This is a genomic window from Burkholderia sp. HI2500 (assembly GCF_002223055.1).
GTDB lineage: Bacteria > Pseudomonadota > Gammaproteobacteria > Burkholderiales > Burkholderiaceae > Burkholderia.
Window position 1 is genome coordinate 793,854 of sequence record NZ_NKFL01000005.1, and the last position, 24,678, is coordinate 818,531.

23 protein-coding genes are annotated in these 24,678 nt (G+C 69.5%); 13 read left to right on the top strand and 10 right to left on the bottom strand.

Annotation, left to right across the window (positions count from 1 at the left end; translation table 11 throughout):
• Positions 1-51: 51 nt before the first annotated feature.
• Positions 52-690 (bottom strand): glutathione S-transferase family protein, encoded by a 639-nt coding sequence (locus CFB45_RS16585; protein WP_089426466.1) that lies wholly within the window; start codon positions 688-690, stop codon positions 52-54.
• Positions 691-802: 112 nt separating this feature from the next.
• On the opposite strand from CFB45_RS16585, the gene CFB45_RS16590 reads away from it, so the two are divergent.
• The gene (locus tag CFB45_RS16590) at positions 803-1,723 is read left to right on the top strand and encodes a LysR substrate-binding domain-containing protein (protein ID WP_089426467.1); all 921 of its coding nucleotides are present in this window, start codon (positions 803-805) and stop codon (positions 1,721-1,723) included.
• A 9-nt stretch (positions 1,724-1,732) separates the two neighbouring features.
• On the opposite strand, the gene CFB45_RS16595 is transcribed toward CFB45_RS16590, so the two are convergent.
• Genes CFB45_RS16595 through CFB45_RS16605 form a run of 3 tightly spaced genes read right to left on the bottom strand, consistent with a single transcriptional unit; the run spans position 1,733 to position 5,730 of the window.
• Positions 1,733-3,958 carry a xanthine dehydrogenase family protein molybdopterin-binding subunit gene (locus tag CFB45_RS16595; RefSeq protein ID WP_089426468.1) on the bottom strand — a complete coding sequence of 742 codons (2,226 nt, stop codon included), beginning with the start codon at positions 3,956-3,958 and terminating at the stop codon, positions 1,733-1,735.
• Positions 3,955-4,956, bottom strand: coding sequence for an FAD binding domain-containing protein (locus CFB45_RS16600; RefSeq protein ID WP_089426469.1), 1,002 nt, complete (start codon positions 4,954-4,956; stop codon positions 3,955-3,957). The genes CFB45_RS16595 and CFB45_RS16600 overlap by 4 nt, the downstream gene beginning before the upstream one ends.
• Positions 4,957-4,974: 18 nt before the next feature.
• The gene (locus CFB45_RS16605) at positions 4,975-5,730 is read right to left on the bottom strand and encodes a (2Fe-2S)-binding protein (RefSeq protein WP_089426470.1); all 756 of its coding nucleotides are present in this window, start codon (positions 5,728-5,730) and stop codon (positions 4,975-4,977) included.
• A gap of 553 nt (positions 5,731-6,283) precedes the next feature.
• Here CFB45_RS16605 and CFB45_RS16615 point away from each other — a divergent pair.
• Entirely contained in the window at positions 6,284-6,571 is a 288-nt protein-coding gene (locus tag CFB45_RS16615; protein WP_089426471.1) for a hypothetical protein, read from the top strand.
• A 255-nt stretch (positions 6,572-6,826) separates the two neighbouring features.
• Here CFB45_RS16615 and CFB45_RS16620 read toward each other — a convergent pair whose 3' ends face one another.
• Positions 6,827-7,450 (bottom strand): RBBP9/YdeN family alpha/beta hydrolase, encoded by a 624-nt coding sequence (locus CFB45_RS16620; RefSeq protein WP_089426472.1) that lies wholly within the window; start codon positions 7,448-7,450, stop codon positions 6,827-6,829.
• 334 nt (positions 7,451-7,784) lie between these two features.
• Here CFB45_RS16620 and CFB45_RS16625 point away from each other — a divergent pair, with 334 nt between their 5' ends.
• Genes CFB45_RS16625 through CFB45_RS16640 form a run of 4 tightly spaced genes read left to right on the top strand, consistent with a single transcriptional unit; the run spans position 7,785 to position 10,427 of the window.
• Entirely contained in the window at positions 7,785-8,726 is a 942-nt protein-coding gene (locus CFB45_RS16625) for a 2-hydroxyacid dehydrogenase (RefSeq protein ID WP_089426473.1), read from the top strand.
• 26 nt (positions 8,727-8,752) lie between these two features.
• On the top strand, positions 8,753-9,685 hold the full coding sequence (locus tag CFB45_RS16630) for a hydroxymethylglutaryl-CoA lyase (protein ID WP_089426474.1): 933 nt from the start codon (positions 8,753-8,755) through the stop codon (positions 9,683-9,685).
• 26 nt (positions 9,686-9,711) lie between these two features.
• On the top strand, positions 9,712-10,218 hold the full coding sequence (locus CFB45_RS16635) for a YbaK/EbsC family protein (RefSeq protein ID WP_089426475.1): 507 nt from the start codon (positions 9,712-9,714) through the stop codon (positions 10,216-10,218).
• Positions 10,215-10,427, top strand: coding sequence for a DUF1289 domain-containing protein (locus CFB45_RS16640; RefSeq protein ID WP_089426476.1), 213 nt, complete (start codon positions 10,215-10,217; stop codon positions 10,425-10,427). The genes CFB45_RS16635 and CFB45_RS16640 overlap by 4 nt, the downstream gene beginning before the upstream one ends.
• Positions 10,428-10,692: 265 nt before the next feature.
• On the opposite strand, the gene CFB45_RS16645 is transcribed toward CFB45_RS16640, so the two are convergent.
• Complete coding sequence (locus CFB45_RS16645; RefSeq protein WP_089426477.1) at positions 10,693-11,595, bottom strand: DMT family transporter; 903 nt, start codon at positions 11,593-11,595, stop codon at positions 10,693-10,695.
• A 112-nt stretch (positions 11,596-11,707) separates the two neighbouring features.
• Here CFB45_RS16645 and CFB45_RS16650 point away from each other — a divergent pair, with 112 nt between their 5' ends.
• Entirely contained in the window at positions 11,708-12,199 is a 492-nt protein-coding gene (locus tag CFB45_RS16650; RefSeq protein ID WP_011353413.1) for an Lrp/AsnC family transcriptional regulator, read from the top strand.
• A gap of 55 nt (positions 12,200-12,254) precedes the next feature.
• On the opposite strand, the gene CFB45_RS16655 is transcribed toward CFB45_RS16650, so the two are convergent.
• The gene (locus CFB45_RS16655; RefSeq protein WP_089426478.1) at positions 12,255-13,151 is read right to left on the bottom strand and encodes an alpha/beta fold hydrolase; all 897 of its coding nucleotides are present in this window, start codon (positions 13,149-13,151) and stop codon (positions 12,255-12,257) included.
• Positions 13,152-13,417: 266 nt separating this feature from the next.
• On the opposite strand from CFB45_RS16655, the gene CFB45_RS16660 reads away from it, so the two are divergent.
• The gene (locus CFB45_RS16660; protein ID WP_089426479.1) at positions 13,418-14,377 is read left to right on the top strand and encodes an NAD(P)H-dependent flavin oxidoreductase; all 960 of its coding nucleotides are present in this window, start codon (positions 13,418-13,420) and stop codon (positions 14,375-14,377) included.
• Between the two features lie 118 nt (positions 14,378-14,495).
• Here CFB45_RS16660 and CFB45_RS16665 read toward each other — a convergent pair whose 3' ends face one another.
• The 3 genes from CFB45_RS16665 to CFB45_RS16675 form a co-directional block, all read right to left on the bottom strand.
• Entirely contained in the window at positions 14,496-15,458 is a 963-nt protein-coding gene (locus CFB45_RS16665) for a LysR family transcriptional regulator (protein ID WP_089426480.1), read from the bottom strand.
• 181 nt (positions 15,459-15,639) lie between these two features.
• A complete protein-coding gene (locus tag CFB45_RS16670; RefSeq protein WP_089426481.1) occupies positions 15,640-16,716 on the bottom strand; it encodes a porin in 1,077 nt (358 codons plus the stop codon).
• 345 nt (positions 16,717-17,061) lie between these two features.
• Positions 17,062-17,556: a peptide-binding protein gene (locus tag CFB45_RS16675; RefSeq protein ID WP_089426482.1), complete on the bottom strand. Its 495-nt coding sequence runs from the start codon at positions 17,554-17,556 to the stop codon at positions 17,062-17,064.
• A gap of 346 nt (positions 17,557-17,902) precedes the next feature.
• On the opposite strand from CFB45_RS16675, the gene CFB45_RS16680 reads away from it, so the two are divergent.
• The 5 genes from CFB45_RS16680 (at position 17,903) to CFB45_RS16700 (ending at position 24,594) form a co-directional block, all read left to right on the top strand.
• Positions 17,903-18,934: a bile acid:sodium symporter family protein gene (locus CFB45_RS16680; protein WP_089426483.1), complete on the top strand. Its 1,032-nt coding sequence runs from the start codon at positions 17,903-17,905 to the stop codon at positions 18,932-18,934.
• A 257-nt stretch (positions 18,935-19,191) separates the two neighbouring features.
• Positions 19,192-21,030, top strand: coding sequence for an EAL domain-containing protein (locus CFB45_RS16685; RefSeq protein WP_089426669.1), 1,839 nt, complete (start codon positions 19,192-19,194; stop codon positions 21,028-21,030).
• A 362-nt stretch (positions 21,031-21,392) separates the two neighbouring features.
• The gene (locus tag CFB45_RS16690; protein WP_039355370.1) at positions 21,393-22,412 is read left to right on the top strand and encodes a LacI family DNA-binding transcriptional regulator; all 1,020 of its coding nucleotides are present in this window, start codon (positions 21,393-21,395) and stop codon (positions 22,410-22,412) included.
• Positions 22,409-23,689 carry an AGE family epimerase/isomerase gene (locus CFB45_RS16695; protein WP_089426484.1) on the top strand — a complete coding sequence of 427 codons (1,281 nt, stop codon included), beginning with the start codon at positions 22,409-22,411 and terminating at the stop codon, positions 23,687-23,689. The genes CFB45_RS16690 and CFB45_RS16695 overlap by 4 nt, the downstream gene beginning before the upstream one ends.
• Positions 23,686-24,594: a carbohydrate kinase family protein gene (locus CFB45_RS16700; protein ID WP_089426485.1), complete on the top strand. Its 909-nt coding sequence runs from the start codon at positions 23,686-23,688 to the stop codon at positions 24,592-24,594. The genes CFB45_RS16695 and CFB45_RS16700 overlap by 4 nt, the downstream gene beginning before the upstream one ends.
• The last annotated feature ends 84 nt before the right edge of the window (positions 24,595-24,678 follow it).

The window sequence follows — 24,678 nt, forward strand, 5'->3', positions numbered from 1 at the left end:
GCACGTCTCCCGCGGGCGTCGCCGCGCACGCCACGACGCCCGCGCGATCCGTCAGGCCGCCTCGCGCGCCAACGCACGCCGCGACGCGGGCCGCTCGGCCTCGCGCTGCGCGTGGGCAGTCCAAGCCGCATGCCGCGTCATGTCGAGCCCGATCGCGACGCCCCAGCGATACAGCACGAACAGGAACGGATCGACGATCGAATGCGCGCCCGGCTCGGCCCACGTGCGGCCATCGGCGAGCGCGGCTTCGATCGCCTCGTTCGCGGCTTCGATCGTGCGTCGGCCGTGCGCGCTGACCTCGCCATGCAGGGCCGGATCACCGATGAAACGGCCCGGCCGCCACAGCGCGCCGTAGCCGACGCCATGCACCCAGCCGACCAGCCAGGCGAGCCATTCGTGGCACCGTGCCTCGCGCAGCGGATCGCCGAACGGCAGCAGCTGCGCCTCGGGATAACGGCGCGCGAGATACGTGAGGATCGCCGGCGTTTCGGTCAGCACGTGCGGCTCGCCCGGGATCGCGAGCACCGGCACGCGCGCCTTCGCGTTGATCGCGAGATAGCGCGCCTCGAGGTTCTGCTGCTTCTGCACGGAGACGATCTCGACGTCGAACGGCGCGCCGGTTTCCTCCAGTGCGATGTGGGCGGCAAGCGAGCAGGCGCCCGGCGATAGATAGAGACGATAGGCGTTCATGGTGGTGGGGCCCGACGAGGCTGTGGAAGACGGAACCGAGTGTAGGAACGCGTGCCCGCCCGCCGCAAACGATGAATTGTCGTGCTCGGACATTAGTGTTACTAATACCCGCATGCGACGCATCCACCTTCCTCCGCTGCAGACGCTGCGCGCGTTCGAGACCGCCGTGCGGCTGCAGAGCTTCACGCGTGCGGCAGATGAACTCGCGCTCACGCAAGGCGCCGTCAGCCAGCACATCCGTGCGCTCGAGGCGCAGCTCGGCTATCCGCTCTTCACGCGCGAGCGCAACGGTGCGACGCCGACGCACGCCGCGCACGCGCTCGCCCTGCAGGTACGCCAGGGCCTCAGCGTGCTCGAGCGCGCGTTCGAGCCGGCACTCGCCGTGCGCAGTCGCCCTCGCACCTGCGACGTCACGCTGAACGTCAGCGTGCTGCCGAGCGTCGCCGAGCGCTGGCTCGCGCCGCGCCTGCCGCGCTTCGCGGCCGCGCATCCGCACATCGCGATCGCGCTGCACCCGGACGTGGCGCTGGCGCCGCTGCGCAAGCGCGACCGCATCGACGTCGCGCTGCGCTACGGGCCCGGCACGTGGCCGGGCGTCGTCGCCGAGAAGCTGATGAACGAGACGATCTTTCCAGTCGCGAGCCCCGCGTACCGCAATCGCGACGGCGTCGCGCCGCGCGCGCCGGCCGATCTCGTGCGCGCGACGCTGCTGCGCCATCCCGCGCAGCCGTGGGAACCGTGGCTCCAGGCCGCGCGGCTCGACCTCACCGAATCCGCACGCGCGCCGCGCTTCACCGATCCGAATGCGCTGATCGACGCGACGCTGAAGGGGCGCGGCGTCGCCCTCGCGCGCCGCTCGCTGATCGAGCCCGAACTCGCGAACGGCACGCTCGTGCGCGTGTCGACGGTGCGCGTGACCGACGTGTATGCGCACTACGTCGTGTGGCGCCCCGGCCATCCTCACGAAGCGGCGATCCGCACCTGGCTCGACTGGCTGCGCAGCGAGGTGCGGCGCAGGACGCCGCGGCGCTGACGCCGGCGCTCACGCCCGCATCGGCATCGCCACCTTGTCGAGCGTGATCGGCAGATCGCGCACCCGCACGCCGGTCGCGTGAAAGACCGCATTGGCGATCGCGGCCGGCACGCCGGTGATGCCGATCTCGCCGATGCCGCGAATGCCGAGCGGATTGAAATGCGTGTCGCGCTCGTCGACGAAACTCACGTCCAGCTCGCCGATGTCCGCGTTCACGGGCACGTGATATTCAGCGAGATTCGCGTTCGTGAAGCGGCCGTGCCGCACGTCGAGATGCGAGCCTTCCTCGAGCGCGGTGCCGAGCCCCCACACCATCCCGCCGATCAACTGGCTGCGTGCCGTTTTCGCGTTGAGCAGGCTGCCGACGCTGTAGACGCCGACGATGCGCGGTACGCGAATCGTGCCGAGTTCGGCATCGACGTGCACTTCGGCAAACACCGCGCCGAAGGAATGAGACGCATAGCGCGACTTCTCGTCGCCCGGCTTCGTCGTCGCCTGCACGTCGATCGGCTGACCGCCCGCGCGCGCGATCACCGCCGCGGCCGGATCGCGCCGCGAAGGGTCGTCGCGATGCACGACCCAGCCGTTGTCGACCGTCACGTCGTCGGCCGCGACGCCGTGCAGCGGCGATCCGGGGGCGGCGACCGCCAGCGCGACCAGCTTCGCGCGCGCCTGCAGCGCGGCCTCGCGCACGGCCGGCGCCACGCTCGCCGCTGACTGCGAGCCGCCCGATACCGGCGCACGCGGCAGGCTGGAATCGCCGAGCACGAAGCGCACGTTCTGCGGCGAGAAACCGAGCGCATCGGCCGCGACCTGCGTCATCACCGTGTAGGTTCCGGTGCCGATGTCCTGCGTGCCCGACGCGACTTCGGCCGTGCCGTCCGGCAAGATGCGCGCCCGCGCCGACGCTTCGCTGCGGTTCGCCGGATACGTGGCGGCCGCCATCCCGAGGCCGATCAGCGTGTCGCCGTCGCGCATCGTGCGCGGCGCGCCGGTGCGGCGCGACCAGCCGAAGCGCCGCGCGCCGAGCTCGTAGCATTCGCGCAGCTTGTTGCTCGACCACGGCTTGCCGTCCTGCGGATCGACCGCCGCGTAATTCGCGAGCCGCAGCGCGACCGGGTCCATGCCGAGTTGCCACGCGAGCTCGTCCATCGCCGATTCCAGCGCGAACGAGCCCGACGCCTCGCCGGGCGCGCGCATGAACGTCGGCGTGCCGACGTTCAGCGACACGAGCCGGTGCGTGGTCGCGTGGTTCGGCACCGCGTACATGATCCGCGACGGCATCCCGCACATCTCCATCCAGTCCTCGAACGTCGACGTGGTGGCAATCGTGTCGTGGCGCATCGCCGTCAACGTGCCATCCTGGCGGGCGGCCAGCACGATGCGCTGTTCGGTGAACGGCCGCCCGCCGACCGGGCCGAACATTTGCGGCCGCGTCAGCGCGAGACGAACCGGGCGCCCGACCTGCTTCGCGGCCATCGCGCACAACGACACGTGCGACCACGACGAACCCTTGCAGCCGAAGCCGCCGCCGAGGAACGGTGAAATCACGCGCACGTGGTCCGGCGCGATGCCGAAGACCGCGGCCACCGCCGTGCTCGCGCCCGACACGCCCTGTGTCGCATCGTGCAGCGTGAGCGTCGGGCCGTCCCAGCGCGCCATCGTCGCATGCGGCTCGATCGGGTTGTGATGCTGCATCGGCGTCGTATAGGTCGCGTCGATGCGCACCGCGCCTTCGCGCAGGCCCGCATCGACGTCGCCGCGCTGCGTATCCATCGGGCGGCCCTGCTGCTTCGGCGGCACGCGCGCCCAGCGCAACGCCTGCGCGAAATCCGCCACGGCATCGCTCGCGCGATAGCGCACCTGCACGGCATGCGCGGCGTCGGTCGCCTGCTCGAGCGTTTCGGCGACGACGACCGCGACGGGTTCGTTGCTGTAGCGCACCGTGTCGTCCTGCAGCAACGTGAGTCGGCGCCCGGCGGGCGGCGACAGCGGCGGCCGGCCGCCGTTGGGCAGCCGCATCGCGTTCTCGTGCGTGATCACGATCAGCACGCCCGGCATCGCGCGGGCGCGCGCCGCATCGATCGACTCGATGCGCCCGGCTGCGATCGTGCTCGTCACGAGCACCGCGTGCGCGAGCCGCGCATCGGAGAATTCGGCCGCGTAGTGTGCGCCCCCCGTCACCTTGAGCACGCCGTCGACACGGTCCAGCGGCTGTCCCGTCATCGTGTTCATGCGGCACCTCCCGTCGTGGCGGCTGCCATTTCGACCGCACGGACGATCGCCCGCTGCGCGAGCGCGACCTTGAAGCCATTGCCGTCGAGCGGCCGCGCGTCGCGCAACGCCAGCGCGGCCGCCTCGCGCAACGTCGCGTCGGTCGGCGTGCGGCCCGCGAGATGCGCTTCCGCCTCCATCGCACGCAACGGCTTGTGCGCGACGCCGCCGAGCGCGATCCGCGCGTCGGCGACGCGCGGGCCGTCCATCCGCAGCGCGGCCGCGACCGACACCAGCGCGAACGCATAGCTCGCGCGATCGCGCACCTTCAGATAGTGCGCATGGTCGGCGAAGCGCGGCGGCGGCAAGTCCACCGCGGTGATCAGCTCGCCCGGCTCGAGCGCCGTGTCGAGGTCGGGACGATCGCCCGGCAAGCGGTGAAACGATGCGATCGGAATCTGCCGCGCGCCGCGCGGGCCGCTCACCTGCACGACGGCGTCGAGCGCGGCGAGCGCGACGCTCATGTCCGACTGGTTCACCGCCACGCACTGGGGGCTGGCGCCGAGGATCGCGTGCATCCGGTTGTGGCCGCCGATCGCCGCGCAGCCGCTGCCCGGCTCGCGCTTGTTGCATTGCGCGAACGCGGGATCGTAGAAATACGGGCAGCGCGTGCGCTGCATCAGGTTGCCGCCGACGGTCGCCATGTTGCGCAATTGCGCGGACGCGCCGGCGAGCAGCGCCTGCGACAGCAGCGGATAGTCGGCGCGCAGGCGCGGATGATCGGCCGCATCGCTGTTGCGCACGAGCGCGCCGATGCGCACGCCGCCGCCGGGCAGCGCCTCGACCGTATCGAGGCCCGCGATGTGCGTGATGTCGATGAGCGTGACGGGCCGCGCGACGCCGCCCTTCATCAGGTCCAGCAGGTTCGTGCCGCCGCCGATGAAGGCGGCGCCGGGCCGCTGCGCCGCGCGCACGGCGCCGGCGACGTCGGTCGCGCGTTCGTAGGAGATCGCTTCCATTGTGGTGCCCTCCGTCGGCTAGCCGCGCGCCGCGTGCGCGGCGCGCACGGCGGCGACGATGTTCGGGTACGCGCCGCAGCGGCACAGGTTGCCGCTCATGCGCTCGCGGATCTCGTCGTCCGACAGCTGCGCGGGACGGCGCCGCACGTCGTCGGTGGCGGCGCTCCCGGCCCCCGCCGCGAACTCGTCGAGCAGCGCGGTCGCCGAGCAGAGCTGGCCGGACGTGCAGTAGCCGCACTGGAACGCATCGCATTCGACGAATGCGCGCTGCACCGGGCTCAGCACGCCGCCGCGCGCCAGCCCTTCGACGGTCGTGATTCGTGCGCCTTCGTGCATCACCGCGAGCGTCAGGCATGCGTTGATGCGCCGCCCGTCGACGAGCACCGTGCACGCGCCGCACTGCCCGCGATCGCAGCCCTTCTTCGTGCCCGTGAGCCCGGCGTATTCGCGCAGTGCGTCGAGCAGCGTGACGCGCGGTTCGAGCTGCAGCGTGTACGCGCGCCCGTTGATGTCGAGACGCACGGGCTGCGCCGGCACCGGATCGCGGCGGGGCGCGGCCGGCGTGGATGCCGCGTACGACGGCGGCGGATGAACGTGCGATGCGGCGCTGACGGTCGCGGCCGCCGCCGCGGATTGCAGGAAGCGGCGCCGCGCGGCACTGGACGGCGTGTCGTGCGGCAACCGCGGCGCCGCTGAATGGCCGGGCCCGAGCGGCGACGGGGCGGCATCGCGCGCCGGTTCGGCAGACGGAGAATCGGATCGATCGCTGGACATGGCTTCTGCTCGCTCAATGGTCGATGGACGCAGATGTGCTGCCCGCGCCCGGATGGCGGTGCGGGCGGCACGCCCATCGGCAACGAGCAATTCCGGTGCCGCGAAACGGCGGGGCAACGCCGATGTGTCGCGTCAGTCACCCGTGCGCGGCGCGGCACGGGCGGCAGACGGAACACGTTGCCGCTGACCCTGCCTTCATGACACCACGCTGGCGCGCGGCTGGCCGTTCGCTGACGAAGCGGCAATAACGCCCGGTTTTCCGGCGCATCCGGCCACACATCGGTCGCAAGTTGCCGGGTGCATGTGCCACGGCGCGCATGGCGCTTGCGTCGCCGTGGCCGGGTCGCGTCGTGGCGCGCCGTGTAAATGCGCGCAGCATCCGTCTCTGCTGGAAAATTCCGCCACGCGTGCCGGCGGATCGCCGCGAAGGCGTTCCGTCGGCCTGACGAAAACATGTCGCGATCACACTCGCATCGCAAACGATTCACCGAAACGTCGCATCGCGGCGGCATACTCGAAAACGTTTCCCGATCAGCCTGCCAGGAGAGAAGTCATGCGTCGCGTTTTCGTCGCCGTCGTTCTATGTGCCGCCGTTTTCGTCGCCGCCTGCAGCGACGACGCGCCGCACGACGCCAACGCGACCGACGCCGCGCAGCAGGCCGGCGGCGCATCGAGCGGCGCCGCCGGCGCGTTCAACAGTGACGCGAGCGCGAATACCGCCGCGTCCGATGCCGCGCCGCTCGCGCCGCCCGTCGTGCACTACCCGCCCGATGACGACGACGATGCGAAGCCCGCCGCGAATGCAGCCGCCTCCAGCGCGGCCGCGTCGTCGCCGGGCTGATCCCGCCACTACGTGAAATGAGTCGGACCCGCTCGGGGAGAGCGGTGGGCATTCGTTGGGAGGCGTCGCTGACATGACGTCACGGTCGGCGGCGGCGCAAACGGCATGGCGTCGCGCCACCTCGCGGGCCACGCCGAGCCCGGCCGGCCGAGCGATTCGGCCCCGGCCGGCGTCAGGCCCGTGCGTGCGCCGCACGCGCAACGGCACGCGATGCCGCGACAGCCGCCGCGCGGCACGCGCCGCGCCGCCCGCCCGTCAGACCGCGTGCGCGAGCGCGCGGTCGACGAGCGCGGTTTCGAAGCCGTCGTCCGCGTCGCGAAAGCGCAGCGGTGCCGCGCAATGGACGAGCGTATCGATGAAGTACTTCGCGCGCGGCCACGGCCCGAAGCCGGCCGCGGTGTTGATGTGCCCCGCGTCGCCGAGGTTCACGAACGCGCTGCCCAGGTGCTGCGCGAGCGTGCGCGCGTCGCCGAGCGGCATCCACGGATCGGTTTCGCTGCCGATCACGATCGACGGCACGGCGAGCCGGCGCGCGTCGAACGGCCCGGCAAACGTGAATTTCTTCGGACTGGCGGGCGCGACGAGCAACACGCCCGCGACATCGCCCGTATGCGGCCACTGCGTGAGCGCATGGGCGGTCGCGAGGCAGCCGAAGCTGTGCGCGGCCAGCACGAACGGGCCGCGTTCGCGGTCGAGCAATGCGCGCACCGATTGCGCCCAGCGCGCGAGATCGGGCGCATCCCAGTCGTCCTGCTCGACGCGCAGCGAGCGCGGGAACTGCCGTTCGAGCAAGGTCTGCCAGTGAGCGCCTTCGCTGCCGTGCAGGCCCGGAACGGTGACGAGCCGCGGCGGCCACGCCGATTTGCTGCATGCGCGCATGATTGCCCTCGCTTGCTTGAAGACGGGATTCGATTGTGGCGCGGCGTCTGCGGCGGCCGAACCAATATTTTGTGCTTTGCTTTTGCATGGGCCGGCCATCCGGGGGCAGGCCATCCGGGCGTCCGCCCGCCTCGCGCACCGGCGCGCGATGCGCCGCGAAACCGTAGAATGTGGGCTTCCCGTCAGCTTCACACGGAACCGGGGCCGGGCGCCGACGCGCCGGGCGCCCGGTCGTCAGGAGACGCCCGATGTCCGCTACGCCCGCCGGCGCGCTGCGCCCGGCCCCGCTCGCCGTTCCCGTGACGCGCCTCGCCGGCGCGCGCGCCGTCATCCAATGAAGATCCTGTTCCATTCCCCGCACCAGGAAGCCGCCGCGTGGCGCGACCAGATCGCGCATGCGCTGCCGGAAGCCGAACTGCGCGCGTGGCAGCCGGGCGACACGGCCGCCGCCGACTACGCGCTCGTCTGGCGCGCGCCGCGCGAATTCTTCGCCCCGCGCGACGGCCTGCGCGCGATCTTCAACCTCGGCGCCGGCGTCGACGCGCTGCTCGCGCTCGAGCACGCGCATCCGGGCACGCTGCCGCGCCACGTGCCGCTCGTGCGGCTCGAGGATTCGGGCATGGCGCAGCAGATGGTCGAATACGTGACGCACGCGGTGCTGCGCTACCTGCGCCGCTTCGACGAATACGAAGTGCTGCAGCGCGAGCGCCGCTGGCAACCGCTCGAACCGCATGCGCGCGCCAGCTTCATCGTCGCCGTGCTCGGCCTCGGCGTGCTCGGCGCGCAGGTCGCGCGCGCGCTCGCCGCGCTCGGCCTGCCCGTGCGCGGCTACAGCCGCAGCGCGAAGCAGCTCGACGGCGTGACGACCTTCGCGGGCGACGGCGCATTCGATGCGTGCATCGACGGCGCGAAGGTGCTCGTCAACCTGCTGCCGAGCACGCCCGACACCGACGGCATCCTGGCGTCGCTCACGTTCGCACTGCTCGCGCCCGGCGCGTATGTCGTCAACGTCGCGCGCGGCGCGCATCTCGTCGAAGCCGACCTGCTCGACGCGCTCGCGAGCGGCCAGATCGCCGCCGCGACGCTCGACGTGTTCCACCGCGAGCCGCTGCCGGAAGACCATCCGTTCTGGCACGCGCCGCGCATTACGATCACGCCGCACAGCTCGGCCGAGACATTGCGCGACGAAGCCATCGCCCAGATCGCCGGCAAGATCCGCGCACTGGAGCGCGGCGAGCGCATCGGCGGCATCGTCGACTACGCACGCGGCTACTGAACCTACAAGCACACCAGGAGACAACCATGACGTTCCCCACCGCCGTCAAGATCGTCGAAGTCGGCCCGCGCGACGGGCTGCAGAACGAGAAGACCTTCGTGCCGACCGACGTGAAGATCGCGCTCGTCGACCGCCTGTCGCACGCCGGCTTCCGCAACGTCGAGGCCGCGTCGTTCGTGTCGCCGAAATGGGTGCCGCAGATGGCCGACGGCGCCGACGTGATGGCCGGCATCGAGCGCCGCGCGGGCACCGTGTATTCGGTGCTCACGCCGAACCTGAAGGGCTTCGAGAATGCGGTCGCGGCGCGCGCGGACGAAGTCGTGATCTTCGGCGCGGCGAGCGAGGCGTTCTCGCAGCGGAACATCAACTGCAGCATCGCCGAGAGCATCGCGCGCTTCGAGCCGGTCGCGAAGGCGGCGAAGGATGCGGGCCTGCGGCTGCGCGGCAGCGTGTCGTGCACGCTCGGCTGCCCGTACCAGGGCGACGTGCCGGTCGCATCGGTCGTCGACGTCGTCGAGCGCTTCGCGGCGCTCGGCTGCGACGAGATCGACATCGCCGACACGATCGGCGTCGGCACGCCGAAGCGCACGCGCGAAGTGCTCGCGGCCGTCACGCGCGTGTTCCCGCGTGAACGCCTGTCGGGCCACTTCCACGACACCTACGGCCAGGCGCTCGCGAACATCTACGCGGCGCTGTTCGAAGGAATCGAGATCTTCCACGCGTCGGTCGCGGGCCTCGGCGGCTGCCCGTACGCGAAAGGCGCGACCGGCAACGTCGCGACCGAGGACGTGCTGTACCTGATGCAGGGCCTCGGCATCGACACCGGCATCGACCTCGCGCAGGTCGTCGCCGCCGGCGACTTCATCTCGAACGCGATCGGCCGCGCGAACGTGTCGCGCGCCGGTCGCGCCCTGCTCGCCAAGGCGCAGAGCGCGGCCGACGCCGCGAACTGCGTATGACCCCGGTATTCGATGGATTCCTCAACATGACGACACCTGCTTCATTCGATTCCCTCCCCGACTCCGCGCGACGCGTCGCGCTGCTGCTGCGCGAGCGTGGCCATGCGAAAGGCATCGTGATGCTCGCCGAAACCGGCAAGACCTCGGCCGAGGCCGCGGCCGGGCTCGGCTGCTCGGTTGCGCAGATCGCGAAGTCGATCCTGTTTCGCCGCCAGTCGGACGGCGCGCCGGTGCTCGTGGTCGCCAGCGGCGTGAATCGTGTCGACGAGAAGAAGGTCGCCGCGCAAGTCGGCGCGGTTGGCCGCGCGGACGCGAAGTTCGTGCGCGACCACACCGGCTATGCGATCGGCGGCGTGTGCCCGATCGGTCATCTCGTCGAACCCGTCACGCTGATCGACGCCGACCTGCTCGAGCTCGACAGCCTGTGGGCCGCCGCCGGCCATCCGCACGCGGTGTTCAACCTGTCGCCGAACGAACTCGTGTCGCTGACGGGCGCGCCGGTCGCGGACGTCGCGTTGCGGGAGCCCGCATGAGCGACGTGCCGGTGACGGTGCCGGTCGGCACGGTCGCGTCGCCGTGCACCGACGTATGCCGGATCGATCCGCGCACCGACTGGTGCGCGGGCTGCCTGCGCACGCGCGGCGAGATCAAGGGATGGCGTGCGTCGGACGACGACGCGCGGCGCGCGTTGCTCGCGCGGCTCGATGCGCGGCGGCGTCTGCTGGCGAGAAGCGGCGCATAAAAAAAAGCCGTTCAACCTGACAGGCGAACGGCATCGAGATCGGAATCCTGTGAACGTGATCAACGTCACAGCCCGCATCATACGAGCGACGCGGCCGCATCGCATCGGGTGTTTCCCTACAACTTCTTACAGCGTCTCGGACGCGTGCGCGCGCACGACTTTTGCTCGTCACGCACACGCCGTCTCCGCAATACACGCGCCCGAAATACGCATTCGACGAGCGGCTGCGCTGCCCCGTAGCGGCTCGCCGAATCGCACGACCGTTTCAATGGCCGACGGCCGCACGACGGGCCGGCACGATGCGCCAGCCGAGATTCACGCCGGCCGCCGCGAGCAGGATCAGCAGCGCGCCGACCACCTGCGTCCACGCGAGCGTCTGCCCGAACGCGACGTGATCGACGACGATCGCGACGACCGGATAGACGAACGACAGCGCGCCGGTCATCGCGGTCGGCAGCTTCTGGATCGCGCCGTACAGCAGCACATACATCAGACCGGTGTTCACGACGCCGAGCACGACGAGGTCGAGCCACTGCCCGGCGGTCGCCGGCAACGTGCCGAAGTGCGCGAACGGCGCGAGCAGCAGGACCCCGAGGCCGGCCTGCAGCAGCGCGAGCAGATGCGGCGGCGTGCCCTTCAGGTGCTTCGTGACGATCGACGAGATCGCATACAGGAACGCCGCGCCGAGCGACAGCGCGACGCCTTCCAGGTATTCGCCCGGCACCGCGAGCACGGCCGGCTCGACGCGCACCACGGCGACGAGCCCGACGAAGGCGAGCGCGAGCCACGCGACGGTGGACGCGGTGATCCGCTCGCGGAACACGATCGCGCCGAGTGCGACGAGCATGAACGGCTGCGTGTTGTAGACGGCGGTCGCCATCGAGATCGACGCGCGCGAATAGGCGGCGAACAGCAGCAGCCAGTTCGCGACGATCGCGACGCTGCCGAGGGTCGCCAGCGCGAGCATCCGCGGCGAGAACAGTGCACGGCGCAGGAACCCGAACGCCGCGCAGACGATCGCGAGCGTCGCGGCGCCGAACAGGCAGCGGAAGAACACGACGTTCGTCAGCGGCTGCTGCGACGACATCACGAGCCAGCCGATCGTGCCGGACATCATCATCGCGACGACCATCTCGGCGGCGCCGCGGCGAATTTCATTCGAAGCCATCGTGAACTCCGTTCAGAAGAGTGGATGACTTCGATTCTAGAAACTTGCTTTCGCGGCAACCACGGCTAAACTGAAGTGAATCGACCGATTCACCTTCGAAAGCAAAGTGATCATGCCGAAACGCCTTTCCCCGCCCGCCGTCGCGTCGCTCGACGCGACCGACCGCGCGATCCTCGCGGCGCTGGCCGACGACGCGCGCATCGCCACCAGCGAACTCGCCCGGCAGATCGGGCTGTCGGCGCCCGCGACCGCCGACCGCGTGCGGCGGCTCGAGGCGCAAGGCGTGATCGCCGCGTTCACCGTCGAGCTCGACCCGCGCGCGCTCGGCTACACGCTGCAGGCGATCGTTCGCGTGAAGCCGCTGCCCGGCCAGCTGCATCTCGTCGAAGAGATGCTGCGGCGGATTCCCGAATTCGTGGAGTGCGACAAGGTGACCGGCGACGACTGCTTCATCTGCCGGCTCTACCTGCGCACGATCGCGCACCTCGACGACATCCTGTCGAAAGTGACGGAGCGCGCCGAGACGAGCACCGCGATCGTGAAGTCGACGCCGGTGCCGCGCCGGCTGCCGCCGCTCGTCGAGGACGACGGCGCGCACCGCTGAACGAGCCGGTACGCGGCCGCGCCGCCCGCGTGCCGACGGGTGCCCGCGCGTACCGTCAGGCAGCCGCGTCGCGCGCCTCGAAGAACGCCAGCAGTTCGTCGATCAGCGCGACGGGCGCCTCTTCCGGAATGTAGTGCCCGCACTCGAGCGCGCGGCCGCTGACGTCGCGCGCGACACGGCGCCATTCGTCGAGCGGATCGAAGCAGCGGCCGACGATCCCGTTCTCGCCCCACAGCACGCGCAGCGGACACGCGACCTTGTTGCCGCGCTCGAGATCCGCCCGATCGTGCTCGAGATCGATCGTCGCGGACGCGCGGTAGTCCTCGCACATCGCATGCACGGCGCCCGGCTGCGCGAGCGCGGCGCGGTACGCGGCGAGCGCCTCGGGCGCGAACGGCGCCAGCCCGGCGGACCGGTTGCCCATCACGCGCTCGATGTACGCATCGGTATGCGCACCGACCAGCGTCTCGGGCAACGGCTCCGGCTGGATCAGGAAGAACCAGTGGAAATATGCGGTCGCGAACGCGCGATCGGTTTTCTCGTACATCGCGAGCGTCGGTGCGATGTCGAGCAGCATCATCCGCTCGACGGCGTCCGGATGATCGAGCGCGAGCCGGTGCGCGACCCGCGCGCCGCGATCGTGCGCGCACACATGGAAGTGCTCGAAGCCGAAATGCCGCATCACGGCGACCTGGTCGGCCGCCATCGCCCGTTTCGAATACGGCACGTGCTGCGCGTCGCTCGGCGGCTTGCCCGACGCGCCGTACCCGCGCAGGTCGGTGGCGATCACCGTGAAATGATTCGCGAGCGTCGCCGCAACGCGATGCCAGATCATATGGGTTTGCGGATGTCCGTGCAGCAACAGGAGCGGCGGACCCGCGCCTCCTTTGACACCGAAGATGTCGGTGTCCTGCACCGTCACGCGAAACGGTGCAAACGCCTCAAACGACATGGTTTGTTTCTCGTTGGTTTGTTATGGCGGCTATTTTAGGAGCGCTTGCGCGTCAGCACAGCGGCGCAACAGCCAGAATCCGTAGAAAGAGAACACTCACTCGATTGCCGGCACACCGCGCATTTTGTTAAGCTCGCGTAGAATCGCACGATCGTTCGTATTAATAAGGACGACATCGTTTCGCCGCTACACTCGAATCACCGTTCGACCGCAAAGCATGGCGCCGGCGCGACCGCGCGGGCGCCCCTGGAGACTGGAGACATCACATGGCATTGCCCACCGTCCTGCAGAACCTGACGCTGCCCGTCATCGCATCGCCGATGTTCATCGTCAGCTACCCCGAACTCGTGCTCGCGCAATGCAAGGCGGGCATCGTCGGTTCGTTCCCCGCGCTCAACGCCCGTCCGGCCGAACTGCTCGACGAGTGGCTCACGCAGATCCAGTCCGATCTCGCCGATCACCAGGCAAAGAATCCCGGCGCGGTGATCGGCCCGATCGCGGTCAACCAGATCGTCCACCAGTCGAATGCGCGGCTCGAGCACGACGTGCGCGTGTGCGTCGAGCACAAGGTGCCGATCTTCATCACGAGCCTGCGCGCACCGGCGCGCGAGATCGTCGACGCGGTGCACAGCTACGGCGGCATCGTGCTGCACGACGTGATCAACCTGCGCCACGCGCAGAAGGCGCTCGAAGCCGGCGTCGACGGGCTGATCCTCGTCGCGGCCGGTGCAGGCGGCCATGCGGGCACGACGTCGCCGTTCGCGCTCGTCGGCGAAGTCCGCAAGATCTTCGACGGCCCGATCGTGCTGTCCGGCGCGATCGCGAACGGCGGCTCGATCCTCGCGGCGCAGGCGATGGGCGCCGACTTCGCGTACATGGGCACGCGCTTCATCGCGACGCAGGAAGCGCACGCGATCGACGACTACAAGCACGCGATCGTGAACGCGAAATCGTCGGACATCATCTACACGAACCTCTTCACGGGCGTGCACGGCAACTACATTCGCGAGAGCATCGAGAAGGCCGGCCTCGATCCGGAGGCGCTGCCGGAATCCGACAAGACCAAGATGAATTTCGGCAGCGACAAGACGAAGGCGTGGAAAGACATCTGGGGCGCCGGCCAGGGCGTCGGCCTGATGGACGACCTGCCGAGCGTGGGCGCGCTCGTCGAGCGCCTGAAGCGCGAATACGACGACGCGAAGGCGCGACTCGGCATTCCGCGCTGACGGATGCGTCGGCCCTCGCGGCCGCCGCCGGCGCGCATGCCGGCGGACAAAACAAAAAGCGCGAACCGCAGCGGTTCGCGCTTTTTCATTGCCCCGCTGTAGCGGGACACACGGCGGCTCAGACCGCGCGCTTCATCCGCGTGATCGGCATCACGCGCAGGCGCGATTCGATCGACGGGCACAGCGACTGCCCTTCGAAACGCGCCGCCAGGAAGTCGACGAACGAACGCACCTTCGCGGATACGTGACGACGGCTCGCGTAGACCGCGTAGATCGGCGCCTCGTGCGGCGGCACCGCATCGAGCAGCACCGGCACGAGCCGGCCGGACTCGATGTCGTCGCCGACCACCTCGGTGCCGAGCAGCGCGATGCCCGCGCCCGCGAGCACGGCCGCACGCAGCCCTTCGAGATGATTCACGATCAGGTTGCCGTTGAGGTTCACGCGCGACGCGGCGGCCGCGTCGATCACCAGCGCGTCGAGCATCGTCGAATTCGAGTCGCGCCGCAGGTAGTTGTGGTGCGCGAGATCGCCGATCGTCGCGGGCGTGCCGTGCTTCTCGAGATACTCGGGCGACGCGACCAGCAGGATGTGCGCGGTCGCGATCTGACGTGCGACCAGCGACGACGATTTCAATCCGTTCGGCGCCGCGCGCACCGCGACGTCGTAGCCTTCCTCGATCAGGTCGACCACGCGATCGGACAGCGTCATGTCGACGGTCACGTCCGGGAACCGGCCCGCATAGTCGGTGACGGCCTGCATCACGTGCCGCAGCCCGAACGCCGATAGCGACGTGACGCGCAGCCGGCCTTGCGGCACCACGCTCGCGGCGCCGACGGCCTGCCCGGCTTCGTCGAGTTCGGACAGCGCCTGCACGAGGCGCTCATAGTATTCGCGTCCCGCCTCGGTAGGGGCGACGCGTCGTGTCGTGCGATGCAGCAGCCGCGCACCGAGCTGCTGCTCGAGATGCATCACGTGCTTGCTCGCCATCGCAGCCGACATCTGCATGCGCTCGGCCGCGCCGACGAAGCTGCCCACTTCGACGACGTAGCGAAACACATTCATGCTGACGAGGGTATCCATCGAACTAGCTCGTAATGACGGGGAATGGTCCAATTACGAGATAGGGTAACAAAGGCGGGGAAACAGAAAGGTCAAGAAAGGCAAAACGGCGCCGCGGGGTCGCAGCGCCGTTTTTGGCGGGAAAACATGCAGTCCGGACGCGCTTTTCACCCGCGTCCGGCACGCCGGCCGCGCGTGCGCGTCAGAACTTCGCGCGGATGCCGGCGCCGAACGTGTTGCCGGTCGACAGGCCGCTGATGTGGTCGTTCATGTACGCGGCGTAGACGTCCGTGCGCTTGGACAGCGGATAGTCGTAGCCGACGGCCCAGGTCTGGCGCGTCTGGTCGAGGCCGCCCGAATCGCGCGAGTACGCGTACGACGCCATCGCGTTGCCCACGCCGAGCGGCACCGACACGCCGCCCTGCGCGGTGTTCACGTGCCAGCTGCCCGCGACCTGGTCATTCTTCGTATACATGTACTGGCCGAACAGCTTCACGTATTTCAGGTCGTAGGTCGCCCCGACTTGCGCGATGCCCTGGCTCTTCATGCCGGCCACCAGCGCGCTCAGGTCACGCGGGCCGTTGTTGAAGTTCACGTACTGGTAGACCGCGGTCGCCGCGAACGGACCGTTCGCATAGTTGAACTGCGCGCTCCACTTCTTCGAGCCGTTGTCGCCGGCCTGGTTGCCGAGTGCGTACATCGCGCCGAAATTCAGGCCACCGAACGAAGGCGACGTGTACGACAGCGCGTTGTTCCAGCCCGAATCGCCGACGGCACCCTGGTCGCTCGGGTAGGTCGGGAACGTGCCGAGGCCGAGGAACACGTGATACACCATCGGCGAGAAGGTGTACGAGTCGTAGAACGGGTTGAACAGGATCGTCGACAGGAACAGGTGCGTCGTCAGGCGGCCGGCCGTCACCGTGCCGTACGGCGAATCGATGCCGACGTAGGCGTTGCGTGCGAAGAACGTGTCGCCCTGGAAGCGGCCGAACTGGCCGTTCTGGGCGCGGAAGAAGCTTTCCAGCGTGAAGATCGCCTTGTAGCCGTTACCGAGATCCTCGGCGCCGTGCAGGCCCCAGTACGACGTCGACATCCCGCCGCCGCTCACGTTCCATGCGCGGTTGCCGCCCGGGAACTTGGTTGCGCCGACCCATTCGTCGACCTGCCCGTAGAGCGACACGCTCGACTGTGCATGGACGGGGGCGGTAGCCGCCACGCAGGCGGCCGCGGCGATCAGCTTGACGGACGTGCGCGACGCACGGCGAGCGAATGCTTTCATTGGATCTCCAGATTTTGTCGAATTGTCGATAAGTGGCGCGAGCGTTGTTTTATGGAGCCGAGTGCTTGCGTCGTATGGGGCGCAGCCATCTTTACGGATCATTCGTCCGGCCAAAATTGCGCACACTTATTGCTGGTATAGCGCCAGCATTAACTTCGCGGAATGGATACATGGCCGGGCACCTGCCGGCGGCCCCGCACGAACGCGGTCGCGCGGCGGGACGGCAGCGGGGCACACGCGAGCCGGGCGCGAAAGATAGCGCAATGCGACGGGAAAATCAGCGGAAATCTGTGCGCGACTGTGGCGAATTCGCATCAGCCGGCGGAGGGACGAGCGCGCGGGCGCTCAGTTTCGGTAGAACGGGGAGAAAGACGGCGAGTGCGCAGGCTCTTCCTGCGAGCGGGGCGGCGGCATCGGACGTCCGCCGCGCTCCTCGTTGTAGCGCGCGACGTCGGCGCGGATCGAACCGGCACGCAGCGGCACGTTGCCGCCGCCCGGCGGGCGCGGCACCTGACGCACGTCGGCGCTGATCGGACGATACGGGCTTTGCGCGGCGTAATGGCCATACGACGGCGTCGGCCGCAGCCCCCAGCGGGAGCCGTAGCCGTTCACGCCGCCGGCGCGTGCACCGGCCAGGGGCGCCGCGCGGCGCCAGACGGGCCCACCACCAGCCGGCTGACCGTACGCGCCGTACGCGCGCATGTCGCCGCCACCGAAGCCGTGGCCGCCGAACGCATGACCGCCGCCGTGGGGCGGTTGCGCGAGCGCGAGCGGCAACAGCAGCGCGCCGAGCACGCCTGCCACCCATCGTCCGATCTTCCGTTTCACCCGTTCCGTCATCGTTCAGTGCCTGTCCACGCCCGCCGCCGGCTCCTTTCGGCCGACCCAAGGCTTTCAGCAGTAATTTATGAGCGGGCCGAAAGCGTGTCGAGCCAAAAAGTGTTATGTCGCCGGCATCGGTGTAACACCATGTTACTGCTAGGTTTTTTCACTTCCGGGCGCGACCGCGACAGAACATTCTTCTGCCGTTTCGCGCCCGGCCGGGCCGATGCCGCGGGCGCTGTTGCATGAGATCAGCTCATCAATCGATTCCCACAATGCATTTGTGTAGTGAATCGCCGACCGGGACAATGACGCCATCCGCGCGCGCGACGCGCGCCTTTGCCGTTTCCGAATCGAGTTCCCGATGGCCCGTCCCCGTTTTCTTCCCGACAACTTCACGCTCGCGCTCGTCGGCACCGTCGTGCTCGCAAGCTTCCTGCCGTGCCGTGGCCCGGCCGCCCATGCGTTCAACTGGGCGACCAACATCGCCGTCGGCCTGCTGTTCTTCCTGCACGGCGCGAAGCTGTCGCGCGAAGCCGTCATCGCGGGTGCGACCCACTGGCGGCTGCACGCGGTCGTGCTGCTCAGCACGTTCGCGCTGTTCCCGCTGCTCGGCCTCGCGCTGAAACCCGTGCTGCAGCCGCTCGTCACGCCGACGCTGTATGCGGGCGTGCTGTTCCTGTGCACGCTGCCGTCGACGGTCCAGTCGTCGATCGCGTTCACGTCGATCGCGAAGGGCAACGTGCCGGCCGCCGTGTGCGCGGCATCCGCGTCGAGCCTGCTCGGGATCTTCGTCACGCCGGCGCTCGTCGGGCTGATGATCACGTCGCAGTCGGCGGCCGCCGCGTCGCCGTGGAGCACCGTCGGCAGCATCGTGCTGCAGCTGCTCGTGCCGTTCATCGCCGGCCAGTTGCTGCGGCCCATGATCGGCGGCTGGATCGACCGCAACCGCGGCGTGCTGCGCTTCGTCGATCAGGGCTCGATCCTGCTCGTCGTCTACGTTGCCTTCAGCGAGGCCGTCAACGAAGGCCTGTGGCACCAGATCCCGCCGCGCGCGCTCGGCGGCCTGCTCGTCGTCAACCTCGTGCTGCTCGCGATCGCGCTGCTGCTGACCGCGTTCGTCAGCAAGCGGCTCGGCTTCAACCGCGCCGACCAGATCACGATCATCTTCTGCGGGTCGAAGAAGAGCCTCGCGGCCGGCGTGCCGATGGCGAAGGTGATCTTCTCGGCGAACGCGGTCGGCGCGATCGTGCTGCCGTTGATGCTGTTCCACCAGATCCAGCTGATGGCGTGCGCGGCGCTCGCGCAGCGCTGGGGCGCGCGCGACATGAGCGGCGAGCACGACGAGGGCGACGCGGCATCGGCGTCCGGCGCGCTGAGCCCGGGCAAGCGCTGACGAGCAGGGCGGCGGGACGGTCAGCGGGGGGTGCCGTTCCGGCGGTTTTGTCCTCCTGATTTCCGCCTTCCTGCTTTCCGCCCTCCTGCTTTCCGCCGTCCGCTTCCGGCTTCACCACCTCACCGCCTCACCGCCCTTCCAGCTTCACACCCGACGCGATGCACCACCAACGCCCATCGCGTCACGAAATCTTCATTCAATTCTCCGCGCGCGATGCCGTTATGTCGGGCGTCCCGTCGATTCGGCTGCTCTCGCCCATGCCCGCGCCCCACTCCGATTCCGCTGCAGCCAGCATCACGCGCCTGATCGCGGATCGCGCGCTCGCCGCCGTCTTCCAGCCGATCGTCGATCTCGGGTCGGGGACGGTCGTCGGCTACGAGGGCCTGATACGCGGCCCGCGCGGCACCGACCTCGAACCACCCGCCGCGCTGTTCGCGCAGGCCGCGCGCGAAGGCGAGACGATCGCACTCGAACAGGCCGCCGCGCGCACCTGCCTCGACGCATTCGCGGCACTCGGCTGCGACGGCAAGCTGTTCCTCAACTTCAGCGCCGGGACGATCCTGAAGCTCGCCAGCGAACGCGAGCGTGCACGTCAGCTCCTCGTGCGCGCGCGGATCGGCGCCGAGCGCATCGTGATCGAGCTGACCGAGCAGAATGCGATTCCCGATGTCGCCCAGATCGGCCCGGCCGTCGCCTCGCTGCGCGACGCCGGCATCCAGTTCGCGCTCGACGACTACGGCACCGCGAACGCGAGCATGAACCTGTGGCTGCGCCTGCATCCGGATGTCGTGAAGATCGACCGCTTCTTCATCCACGACATCGCCCGCGACCCGCTCAAGTTCGAAGCCGTGAAGGCAATGCAGCACTTCGCGCAGGCGAGCGGCGCGAAACTGATCGCGGAAGGCATCGAGAACGAAAGCGACCTGATCGTCGTGCGCGACATGGGCATCTGCTGCGTGCAGGGTTTCCTGCTCGGCCGGCCGAACGCGCAGCCGTCGCGGGTCGTCGCGCCGGCCGCGCGCGATGCGATCCGCGCGCCGCACATCGCGGTGTTTCCCGGCGCGACGCGCTCGGTGCGGCCGGCCGGCACGATCGCCGGGAAGATGCTGGTGCCGGCGCCGGCGCTGCCGCGCGACGCGACCAGCAACGACGTGCTCGACCTGTTCAACCGGATGCCCGACCTGCATGCGGTCGCGCTCGTCGAACGCGGGCGGCCCGTCGCGCTCGTGAATCGCCGCGGCTTCATCGACCGCTTCGCGCTGCCGTATCACCGCGAGGTGTTCGGGAAGAAGCCGTGCCTGCAGTTCGCGAACGACGCGCCGCTGATGATCGACAACGCGACGACCTTCGAGCAGCTCGCGATGCTGCTCGCGAGCCACGACCAGCGCTATCTCGCGGACGGCTTCGTGATCACCGAACACGGCCGCTACGTCGGGCTCGGCACCGGCGAGAGCCTGGTGCGCGCGGTGACCGAGATGCGCATCGAGGCCGCGCGCTACGCGAATCCGCTGACGTTCCTGCCCGGCAACATCCCGATCAGCGCGCACATCGACCGCCTGCTCCAGCGCGACGCCGGCTTTCATGCGTGCTACGTCGACCTGAACCAGTTCAAGCCGTTCAACGACCAGTACGGCTACTGGCAGGGCGACGAGGTGCTGAAGTTCGCGGCGACGGTGCTGGCCGGCGTGTGCGACCCGCAACGCGACTTTCTCGGGCACGTCGGCGGCGACGATTTCCTCGTGCTGTTCCAGCGCGCCGACTGGCGCGAACGCGCCGCCGACGCGATCGCCCGCTTCAACGAAGGCGCGCAGCTCTTCTACACGCAGGCCGACCGGCAGGCGGGCGGGCTGCACGGCGAGGACCGCCATGGCAACCCGGCGTTCTTCGGCTTCGTGACGATGGCGATCGGCGCGGTCGGCGTGGCGGCCGGCGCGCACGGCGCGAAACGCTACGGCAGCGACGAGATCGCATCGGTCGCCGCGCTCGCGAAGCGGCGCGCGAAACAGCAGCCGGATGGGCTCGCGGTCGTCGACCTCGATGCGGGCCGCGCTGCGCTGCGCCATCGCGGCGAACCACCGGCCGTGGCAATCCGCTGAACGGCGGGCGATCGCCGTTTGCAGACACGACGCGCCCGGTGCGGCGGGGGCGCGCATTCATGCACCATGCAGCCAGACCGTTAGTTGCACTGCACCTTTCCGGCGGCCGGCGGAGGCAACCGCGCACGACTCGCGCGAATGCGTGAAGCCAGCCCGCTTGCCGCCCGCTTCCCGCTCGCCATGCACCCGCACGTTCACCTTGCCTTTTTCGCGCTTTGTTTAGTATTTTTAGTAACGGTGTTTTCGCAGATTAGCGCTTAAAACCCGGGAATTTGCGGGTATTCCCCGGCTATCCGGCCCGAATTCCGCAATACGTTTTACTATACAATCGCTTTCACCCTAAACAAACCGGACCCCGAACGATGGGTACGACCATTCGCGATGTGGCGCGGGCGGCAGAGGTCTCGATCGGCACCGTCTCCCGCGCGCTGAAAAACCAGCCGGGCCTGTCCGAAGCGACGCGTGCGCGCATCGTCGAGATCGCGCAGCGGCTCGGCTACGATCCCGCGCAACTGCGGCCGCGCATCCGCCGGCTCACGTTCCTGCTGCATCGCCAGCACAACCGCTTCCCGGCCAGCCCATTCTTCTCGCACGTGCTGCACGGCGTCGAGGATGCGTGCCGCGAGCGCGGCATCGTGCCGACGCTGCTCACGGTCGGGCCGAACGACGACGTGCTGCGCCAGATGCGCCCGCACGCGCCCGACGCGATCGCGGTGGCCGGCTTCATCGAGCCCGAGACGATCGAGGCGCTCGCCGCGACCGGCCGACCGCTCGTGCTGATCGACCTGTGGGCGCCCGGGCTGCGCTCGGTGAACATCGACAACGCGACGGGCGCGGCGCTCGCGATGCGCCACCTGCTCGCCACCGGCCGCACGCGGATCGCGTTCATCGGCGGCTCGCCCGCGCACTACAGCATCGCGCAGCGCGCGATCGGCTACCGGCGCGCATTCTTCGAGGCCGGGCGGCTGTTCGATCCCGCGTACGAAGTGACGATCGATGCGGGGCTCGATCCCGACACCGGCGCAGCACGCGCGATGGAGCAGTTGCTCGACGCGCCGGGCCCGCGCCCGGAAGCCGTGTTCGCGTACAACGACGCGGCCGCGCTCGCCGCGCAGCGCGTCTGCACCGCGCGCGGGCTGCGCATTCCCGACGACATCGCGATCGTCGGCTTCGACAACATCCCCGCCGCCGCGCACGCGAGCCCGCCGCTCACGACGCTCGCGGTCGACAAGGAGGCGCTCGGCCGCCGCGGCGTCGAGCTGCTGCTCGCGGAGGCGCCCGAGCGCACCGAGATCTCCCTGCCCGTCGAGCTGATCGTGCGGGCCAGCAGCCAGCCCGCCGGCTCCCCGGCACTCGATACCGCCACGGTCACCGAATCATGAACATGCCCCCGGTCCAACCCTGCACGGCCGCGCCGGCCGCCCACACGCAAGCCGCGCCGTTCGTCGCGAGCTTCCGCGACCCGTCGTTCCTGCTGTCGCACATCGAGGACACGCTGCGCTTCTACGCGACGAACGCGTTCGACCCGACGGGCGGCTTCTACCACTACTTCCGCGACGACGGCAGCATCTACAACCGCACGTCGCGCCACCTCGTCAGCAGTTGCCGGTTCGTCTTCAACTACGCGATGGCGTACCGGCATTTCGGCGATCCGCGCCACCTGGAATACGCGCGCCACGGGCTGCGCTTCCTGCGCGACGCGCACTGGGACGACGCACTGCAGGGCTACGACTGGGAACTCGACTGGCGCGACGGCGCGAAGCGCGCGACGCTCGACGGCACGCGCCACTGCTACGGGCTCGCGTTCGTGCTGCTCGCGGCCGCGCACGCGACGATGGCCGGCCTCGACGAGGCCCGCCCGCTGATCGCGGCCACCTTCGAGCTCGCCGAGCACCGTTTCTGGGATGCGGCCGCGGGCCTCTATGCGGACGATGCGACGCCGAACTGGATCGTGTCGTCGTACCGCGGCCAGAACGCGAACATGCACATGACGGAGGCACTGCTCGCCGCGTACGAGGCGACCGGCCACCTCACGTACCTCGATCGCGCGGAAAAGCTCGCGTCCCACATCACGCAGCGCCAGGCCGCGCTGTCGGGCGGGCTCGTGTGGGAGCACTACCATGCGGACTGGTCGGTCGACTGGGATTACAACAAGGAAGACAGCTCGAACATCTTCCGCCCGTGGGGCTTCCAGCCCGGACACCAGACCGAATGGGCGAAGCTGCTGCTGATCCTCGAGCGGCATCGCCCGCTCGACTGGCTCGTGCCGCGCGCGGCCGAGCTGTTCGACGCGGCGCTCACGCATGCGTGGGACGCCGATCACGGCGGCCTGTATTACGGCTTCGGCCCCGACTTCACGATCTGCGACCACAACAAGTATTTCTGGGTGCAGGCGGAAACCTTCGCGGCCGCCGCGATGCTCGGCGCGCGCACCGGCAGCGAGCGCTTCTGGGACTGGTACGACGAGATCTGGCGCTACAGCTGGGCCCACTTCGTCGATCACCGCTACGGCGCGTGGTACCGCATCCTCACCTGCGACAACCGCAAGTACAGCGACGAGAAGAGCCCGGCCGGCAAGACCGACTATCACACGATGGGCGCGTGCTACGACGTGCTCGCGACCCTCGCGCGCGCGCAACGCAGCGAGCCGACGCAATGAGCGGCGGCACGTTTCCGGCTTTCGTGTCGGCAGGCGACATCCTGACCGACATGGTGCGCGCGGGCGACGCGCAATGGACCTCGGTGCCGGGCGGCGCCGGCTGGAACGTCGCACGCGCGGTTGCGCGGCTCGGCGTGCCGAGCGCGCTCGCGGGCTCGATCGGCGAGGACTGCTTCTCCGACGTGCTGTGGCGCACGAGCGAAGCGGCCGGGCTCGACCTGCGCTTCCTGCAGCGCGTCGCGCGGCCGCCGCTGCTCGCGATCGTCCACGAGACGCGCCCGCCTGCTTACTTCTTCATCGGCGAAGCGAGCGCCGACCTCGCGTTCGATCCGGCGCGGCTGCCGGCCGGCTGGACCGACCACGTGAAATGGGCGCACTTCGGCTGCATCAGCCTCGTGCGCGAACCGCTCGCCGGCACGCTGGCCGCGCTCGCGGCCGACCTGCACGCGCGTGGCGTGAAGATCAGCTTCGACCCGAACGTCCGGAACCTGATGACGGCCGCATTCCGGCCGACGCTCGAGAAGATGGCCGCGCTCGCCGACCTGATCAAGGTGTCCGACGAGGACCTGCGGCACCTGTTCGGCGGCGACGGCCCCGACGCGATCGCCGCGGTGCGCGCGCTGAACCCGCACGCGGCCGTGCTCGTCACGCGCGGCGCGCAGGCGGCGACGCTCTACGCGGACGGCGACGTGCATGAAGCGAGCCCGCCGCGCGTCGAGGTCGCCGACACCGTCGGCGCGGGCGACGCATCGATCGGCGGCATGCTGTTCAGCCTGATGGCCGCGCCGCAGCGAACCTGGCGCGAGCACCTCGTGTTCGCGCTGGCGGCGGGCGCCGCGGCCTGCCGGCATACGGGCGCGCACGCGCCGACGCTCGACGAGGTCGTCGCGCTGATCGAACGATGACGGGCAGGATGGCGGCCGGACTCCGTTCGGTCACCGATAAGCCGCGCTGTACATGCTGCGCCGCAGTGCTACGATGAAGTGTCC

What these genes read in the sequence shown, in the direction of transcription:
- CFB45_RS16600 (WP_089426469.1), bottom strand. Translation starts at nt 4,956, where the DNA reads ATGGAAGCGATCTCCTACGAACGCGCGACCGACGTCGCCGGCGCCGTG.
- CFB45_RS16655 (WP_089426478.1), bottom strand. Translation starts at nt 13,151, where the DNA reads ATGTCGTTTGAGGCGTTTGCACCGTTTCGCGTGACGGTGCAGGACACC.
- CFB45_RS16700 (WP_089426485.1), top strand. Translation starts at nt 23,686, where the DNA reads ATGAGCGGCGGCACGTTTCCGGCTTTCGTGTCGGCAGGCGACATCCTG.
- CFB45_RS16685 (WP_089426669.1), top strand. Translation starts at nt 19,192, where the DNA reads ATGCCCGCGCCCCACTCCGATTCCGCTGCAGCCAGCATCACGCGCCTG.
- CFB45_RS16675 (WP_089426482.1), bottom strand. Translation starts at nt 17,556, where the DNA reads ATGACGGAACGGGTGAAACGGAAGATCGGACGATGGGTGGCAGGCGTG.
- CFB45_RS16670 (WP_089426481.1), bottom strand. Translation starts at nt 16,716, where the DNA reads ATGAAAGCATTCGCTCGCCGTGCGTCGCGCACGTCCGTCAAGCTGATC.
- CFB45_RS16590 (WP_089426467.1), top strand. Translation starts at nt 803, where the DNA reads ATGCGACGCATCCACCTTCCTCCGCTGCAGACGCTGCGCGCGTTCGAG.
- CFB45_RS16690 (WP_039355370.1), top strand. Translation starts at nt 21,393, where the DNA reads ATGGGTACGACCATTCGCGATGTGGCGCGGGCGGCAGAGGTCTCGATC.
- CFB45_RS16635 (WP_089426475.1), top strand. Translation starts at nt 9,712, where the DNA reads ATGACGACACCTGCTTCATTCGATTCCCTCCCCGACTCCGCGCGACGC.
- CFB45_RS16680 (WP_089426483.1), top strand. Translation starts at nt 17,903, where the DNA reads ATGGCCCGTCCCCGTTTTCTTCCCGACAACTTCACGCTCGCGCTCGTC.
- CFB45_RS16605 (WP_089426470.1), bottom strand. Translation starts at nt 5,730, where the DNA reads ATGTCCAGCGATCGATCCGATTCTCCGTCTGCCGAACCGGCGCGCGAT.
- CFB45_RS16665 (WP_089426480.1), bottom strand. Translation starts at nt 15,458, where the DNA reads ATGGATACCCTCGTCAGCATGAATGTGTTTCGCTACGTCGTCGAAGTG.
- CFB45_RS16595 (WP_089426468.1), bottom strand. Translation starts at nt 3,958, where the DNA reads ATGAACACGATGACGGGACAGCCGCTGGACCGTGTCGACGGCGTGCTC.
- CFB45_RS16640 (WP_089426476.1), top strand. Translation starts at nt 10,215, where the DNA reads ATGAGCGACGTGCCGGTGACGGTGCCGGTCGGCACGGTCGCGTCGCCG.
- CFB45_RS16630 (WP_089426474.1), top strand. Translation starts at nt 8,753, where the DNA reads ATGACGTTCCCCACCGCCGTCAAGATCGTCGAAGTCGGCCCGCGCGAC.
- CFB45_RS16645 (WP_089426477.1), bottom strand. Translation starts at nt 11,595, where the DNA reads ATGGCTTCGAATGAAATTCGCCGCGGCGCCGCCGAGATGGTCGTCGCG.
- CFB45_RS16695 (WP_089426484.1), top strand. Translation starts at nt 22,409, where the DNA reads ATGAACATGCCCCCGGTCCAACCCTGCACGGCCGCGCCGGCCGCCCAC.
- CFB45_RS16650 (WP_011353413.1), top strand. Translation starts at nt 11,708, where the DNA reads ATGCCGAAACGCCTTTCCCCGCCCGCCGTCGCGTCGCTCGACGCGACC.
- CFB45_RS16620 (WP_089426472.1), bottom strand. Translation starts at nt 7,450, where the DNA reads ATGCGCGCATGCAGCAAATCGGCGTGGCCGCCGCGGCTCGTCACCGTT.
- CFB45_RS16585 (WP_089426466.1), bottom strand. Translation starts at nt 690, where the DNA reads ATGAACGCCTATCGTCTCTATCTATCGCCGGGCGCCTGCTCGCTTGCC.
- CFB45_RS16625 (WP_089426473.1), top strand. Translation starts at nt 7,785, where the DNA reads ATGAAGATCCTGTTCCATTCCCCGCACCAGGAAGCCGCCGCGTGGCGC.
- CFB45_RS16660 (WP_089426479.1), top strand. Translation starts at nt 13,418, where the DNA reads ATGGCATTGCCCACCGTCCTGCAGAACCTGACGCTGCCCGTCATCGCA.
- CFB45_RS16615 (WP_089426471.1), top strand. Translation starts at nt 6,284, where the DNA reads ATGCGTCGCGTTTTCGTCGCCGTCGTTCTATGTGCCGCCGTTTTCGTC.